Raw genomic sequence first — 5466 nt, forward strand, 5'->3', positions numbered from 1 at the left:
GCTGGCTGATCGTGCGCAAACACCCAAAGATGTTCCAACTGTGGGGTCTGAGCTGGACCCAGAAGAGCTACTATGACCCGCGCAAACGCTAACCAGTGGTTCACCGACGCAGGAGCCGCGAACAGCATCATTCCGATCGCGCGGTTCGTCACCCCCACGATCTTCGCCACCAAGACACGCGGCTACGGGATTTTGTGCGAGGTCGCGGGTGTGGACGAAGAAGGTCTTACGGACGCAGAGATCAACGCCAGGGTGCGAGCCGTTGAGACGGGCTTACGAGGCTTGGCTGAAGGGTCTTCGCTTTACCAGTACATGCGTGTCACGTCAGGGTTCGACATCCCCAGACAGGCCCAATATGCCGATCCCATCACGGAATCCTTCGTGGATCATCGCCTCAAGTTCTTGGCGAAGACGGCCAACTTTCGTCGCATCGACCTCCATTGGTGCCTCACCTTGGAGCCAGAGCTTTCGAACCCCTTCGCAGCCAAGCCGAAAGACCAGGCCAACGAAAACGAGCGGCTGATACATCAGCTTCAGAAGGCCGCAGACATCCTCGAAACACACCTTAGCGGCGTGATCGGACTGAAGGTTCTAAACAAGGAAAGAGTCTTCAAGTTTTTCTGTGAGCTGTTCAACCTTGAGGAGTGGGCGGGCCATACGCCCTTGATCTCAGACCTTGGAGTCGACCAGCAGATCGTCAACAGCGCGATCTCCTGGGAGAAAGACCATCTCCGAGTAGGGAAGCGCCATGTGCAGATGTTTTCGCTCACGAGCACGCCAACGGCATCGCAACCCTGCCTCTACAACGGCATCACGAATCTGACCTGCGATAGCGTGCTCTGCACGACTTGGAGGCCGCAGTCGACGTCGACCGTGCGTAAGGAGATCAGCGCGCAGGAGAAGTGGATTGACTTCTTCAAGGTCGGCATCTTCCAGCGTGTGATGGCGGGCAAGAACTTCGCCGCCCTCGACCAGGGCGCGGGCGCGAAAGCAGCGTCCGAAGGCGTGGATGATCTGGGTCTCGTCGTGAAGGATCTGAACAAGAAGGCACAGGGCAAGTACACCGTCACCCTGCTGCTCTCAGCAAAGAGCGCCGAGGAGCTGAGGGAGAACTCGCCCGTCGTTCACCGGACTTTCGTCGACGCGCAGGCTACGGTGATTGAGGAGACCATCGGGAACCTGTCAGCGTTCTATGCGATGTTTCCTTGCAACCATCGCTACAACGTCTTTCCGCTTTGGCTGGGCGAAGACCACCACGCCCGCCTCTCGCCGGTCTTCGCTCCGAACATCGGTCACCCTTTGTCTGACGACCTCGACAGTGAGTATCTGAATGTCTTTGAGACCCGGCAAGGAACCCCATTCTTCCAGGATGCCTATGTGAACGGGGTGCGGGTGCAGCTCACCATAGGACCCACGGGGACCGGTAAGTCAGTTCACACGAATCAGATGCTTGGATTGGAGCGGAAATACAACGGATTTACCTACATTTTCGATGTCGGCAACAGCTACGAGAGCATGGTGGAATTATACGGCGGCAGGGTCGATCGCATTGGTCTGGACGGCCCTCGCGTGAACCCGTTCGCTCTGGAGCCGACCGAGAAGAACATCAAATACCTCTACAACTTCGTCAAAATGCTCCTCACCAACGGCGGTGCCGTCCTCAGCCCCGAGGACGAGGACGCAGTGTTCAAAGAGGTTCAGGGCATGTACCTCATTGACCGGAAGATCCGCAGGCTCTCAAACCTGCTACTTCCGAAGCATCTCAGCCGGTATCTCGCGAAGTGGATTGGGCAGGGCGTGTATCACGCCATCTTCGACAATGTTGAAGACTCACTTAGTCTTTCGCGCATCCAGTGCTGGGACTTTGCGGGCGTCGCCAAAGACTATCCCGATCTTATCGAACCGCTGATGGTGTGGCTGCTGCGCCGGATTGATGACGTTGTGTATGACCCGAAGAACCTTGGCGTTCCCAAGCATGTCGTGATCGAGGAGCTGTTCTCAAACCTCAAAAACAAGCAGCTCCTAGAGGGTGCGCTGGCCAGCATCAAGCAGGTTCGCAAGAATCTCGGCGGCGTCACACTCATTGGGCAGTCAGCGAACGATCTCGGGGAGCACGCCGACAGCATCGTCAACTCCTGCACGTCGTTTCTGCTGCTGCCTGATGCGACGTTCAATCGCGATTTCTACGGCGAGCTGTTCAAGATGACCGAGCAGCAATTGAACCTCTTTGAAAGTCTAGGGCCGCGTGAAGGGCTGTTGATGCGCCGGGACGGAATCACGAAGGTAGTGACCCTCAATCTTGACCCTCGCAGCTATGCCATCTTCTCCACCAAGCCGAAGGATCGTGCCCGCCGAGGCCGGTTGATTGAGAGATGGGGGCTGGAGGAGGGAATCACTCGGTTCGTCGCGGGCGAGGACGGCTAATCGCTCACACCGGGCTTGGCCGTGGGAATGACCGGGCTATGGAAAGCCTGGAAACGAAGAAGCTGTTTCCCAACCCTTCCCACAAGCCTTTGGAAGACGCCGATGTTGCTGTCGTCTCCCACATTGCCACAGCCAACGACGGCGCGGTTATCGGTTTCAGGAACAGAAGCAAACTCAACATTCCAACGTTCTGCAATTGTGCAATTTCAGCAAGACGAAACACAGATGTCCCGCTACAGACATCATCCTCAAACCATCAGGAGACGACCTATGAAGACCTCGCTCATCATCGCCGAAAGCGCCATCCTCGCGCTCTGCGCTTACGCCGTACCCGCGATCCACGCCCAACAGAAAGCCCCTCGCACGATCGAGGTCAACGCGACGGCGGCACCGCCCATCATTCGCGCTTGCCTCAACGCATCGACGCTTCTGGAGCTGCCCGCCGAGGAGAAGGTCGCGACTGTATTCGGTGGCAACACAGACGATTGGATCTTCAACGCCGGTCACGTCGCCAGCCGGTTCATCAGCGCGAAGCCGAAGGCTGCGGCTGCCAAGAGCAGCACGAACGTCCACATCATCTCTGATCACGGCAACGACTACACCCTTGAGCTGCGAGAGGTGTCGGCGGACCCGGCTGGAGGTTGCGACTCAACGGTGTTTCTGACGCAAACCGACAAGGAAGCACAGAAGAAGATTGCCGAGGCCCCGGTCTTCATCCCAGCGGCAGAGGTTAAGGAAACAGAAGACCGGCTTGAAAGGGAAGTGTCCCAGGCCAAGGCGACCGCCGCAGCCGACAAGAAGACCGCCGAGACCGCCCAGGAGAACTACCAGAGCACCTATCCCAGCAGCCTCCACTTCGATTACCGGTGGGATCAAGGCAAGGCCAGGGCACTCGGTGTGCGGCAAATCTGGGATGACGGCAAGTTCACCTACCTCCAGGGCAAGTTCGAAGAACCCCCGGTGGTCTACGAGCTGAAGGACGGCAAAGGCTCGCTCATCAACTTCGATTTCGCCAACGGACTCTACACCGTACCCAAGCTACTCCAGAACGGATACGTCGCGGTCGGCAAAGCCAAGGTTGAGTTCCACCGTCAGGAGGCCAACTAATGGGAACCGTCCCTGTAGTGCCGTCAGGCAAGCCACCCATCGGCAGGACCATGCCCATCGTCCTCGTTCTGACCGGTGCCGTCATCCTCATCGGAGCTTCGACCGCTTACAACGTGTTCACCGGGAGCCACAAGAAGGAACCGGCCAAGAGCACGCTGCAATCGCGACCGTCCACCGCCGATACCCAGCAAGTCAACAGCTTCGAGAAACAGCAAGCCTTGATCCAGAAGAGTGACGCTGACCACGCTCAGCTCCAACAGTCGATCGCGAACATGGAGGCCCAAGAGCGGGGGATGCAGGCGCAGGAACGCGGTAGCATCGCACCGCCTGAAGCCGATGGAACTGCGCCCATGACCCCGGCCCAGAGCGCCGCGATCTACGGCACAGGCCCAAACGCTCCAAGAGAGACATCGGCTCAGTCCGAAGCCCGGGCGCAGGCCAAGCAGAAGGCCGCAGAGCGTGAGAAAAGGCGGTTGGATGCCCTGAACAGTGACACCGTAGCGATCGACTTCCAGACGCACGAAGCGAACGAGTCCCCATCAGCCGCCGCACCGACCGTTGCAGGGCCGACCACAGTAGCCAGCCAGTCGATCACCGAGGCGGGCCTGGGTTCGCCCGAGGCAAGTGGTAAGGCCGAAGAAACGAAGGTCAAAGATCCGCTCGCGGCCTACGACTTCGACGCGTATGGTGGCAAGCTCTACCGCGTCTTCGAGGGAACGGTTCTTGAAGGCATCATCACCAAGCACGTTGATGGCGGCATGGCAGGCCCCGTGTTGCTCATGCTCACGGCCGACTATTACTCGCATGACCGCCAGAATCTGCTTCTGCCTCAAGGGACGCGGCTCATCGGCGCGGTCGCGGCGGTCGGGAACCAACAGCAGCACAAGCTAGCGGTTGTGTTCCACCGTGCCGTTTGCCCAGACGGGTTCTCCATCGACATCGACAAGTACGCGGGGCTGGATCAGATCGGCACCACCGGTCTCGCAACGCATGTCGACCACGGCTATCTCCAAGCGTTCGCCGCCGCCGCCGCTATCGGGGGCCTGGGAGGACTCGCGCAGATCGGCAACAACGGGAGCGTTCTAACCGCCGATAGCCAAATCCGCAACGGTCTCTCCTCGCAAACCAGCCAGGAGAGCGAACAGATCCTCAATCACTTCCTCAACCGGCTGCCGATCATCACGCTCAAGGAAGGCTCGCGAGCGCGTGTCTACATCGGCAAAGACATCCTGATCCCTTCCTACGCGGAACATCGCGTTAACCCGACCCTCTAGGAGCATCTTCCATGAAGAAGTTCATCACCCGCAGTCTCCCACTCGCCAGTGCACTTGCCGCGCTTGCGATGGCGATGCCTGCACACGCCCAGTTCGGCGGTGTCGTCTTCGATCCCACCCAATCCGCTCACGCCGTCCAGCAGATCTACAACGAAGACAAAGGCCTGCTCAATCAGGCACAGGAGCTTGCATCAGGCTCCCAACGCAATCTCACCCTGATTCAACAGCTCACGGAAGACGTACAGATGGCTGGGACTGCACTCAAGATCTACAACCAGTCCCTGACGACCTACAACACCATCTTCAACAACCTAAAGTATTTCAACTCGAAGCAGATCTGGCGCACGGCGGAGAACGCGTTGATGAACAGCTCTGTGCAGAACACGTATGGGGAGACCGCTGGTCTCCAGGCCCAATTGAACGGTCAATCCCAGAACTCAAGCCTGGTCTGGAAGATCATGAACCTTGCGATCTCAGGCACGTCGTCGAGCTTCTGGAGCCAGGAAGTTGTCGGCAACAGCCAGCGACTCTCAACTCTCGCGCACATCGAAGCGATGGACGCGGCATCGAGCCAATGCTTAGCCGCTTCCGGAGCCTACCAAGCCAGTCGAACCGCCAACCTGCAAGCCAACACAGCACTCAATACTTCGGTCTACGACAC

General features: G+C 58.5%; 3 protein-coding genes and 2 pseudogenes. All 5 read left to right on the forward strand.

What is annotated here, in order from left to right:
• Positions 1-92 (forward strand): annotated as a pseudogene (locus tag HDF16_RS31120) (VirB3 family type IV secretion system protein); the annotation flags it as partial.
• The gene (locus HDF16_RS29905; protein WP_184224582.1) at positions 73-2424 is read left to right on the forward strand and encodes a VirB4 family type IV secretion system protein; all 2352 of its coding nucleotides are present in this window, start codon (positions 73-75) and stop codon (positions 2422-2424) included. The pseudogene HDF16_RS31120 and the gene HDF16_RS29905, both read left to right, overlap by 20 nt.
• A gap of 270 nt (positions 2425-2694) precedes the next feature.
• Positions 2695-3531, forward strand: a complete 837-nt coding sequence (locus tag HDF16_RS29910) for a TrbG/VirB9 family P-type conjugative transfer protein (RefSeq protein WP_184224584.1) — start codon at positions 2695-2697, stop codon at positions 3529-3531.
• Positions 3531-4805 carry a TrbI/VirB10 family protein gene (locus tag HDF16_RS29915; protein ID WP_184224586.1) on the forward strand — a complete coding sequence of 425 codons (1275 nt, stop codon included), beginning with the start codon at positions 3531-3533 and terminating at the stop codon, positions 4803-4805. The genes HDF16_RS29910 and HDF16_RS29915 overlap by 1 nt, the downstream gene beginning before the upstream one ends.
• Positions 4806-4816: 11 nt before the next feature.
• Positions 4817-5466: pseudogene (locus HDF16_RS29920) on the forward strand (hypothetical protein); the annotation flags it as partial.

Source organism: Granulicella aggregans, assembly GCF_014203275.1.
Taxonomy (GTDB): Bacteria; Acidobacteriota; Terriglobia; order Terriglobales; family Acidobacteriaceae; genus Edaphobacter.

What these genes read in the sequence shown, in the direction of transcription:
- HDF16_RS29915 (WP_184224586.1), top strand. Translation starts at nt 3,531, where the DNA reads ATGGGAACCGTCCCTGTAGTGCCGTCAGGCAAGCCACCCATCGGCAGG.
- HDF16_RS29905 (WP_184224582.1), top strand. Translation starts at nt 73, where the DNA reads ATGACCCGCGCAAACGCTAACCAGTGGTTCACCGACGCAGGAGCCGCG.
- HDF16_RS29910 (WP_184224584.1), top strand. Translation starts at nt 2,695, where the DNA reads ATGAAGACCTCGCTCATCATCGCCGAAAGCGCCATCCTCGCGCTCTGC.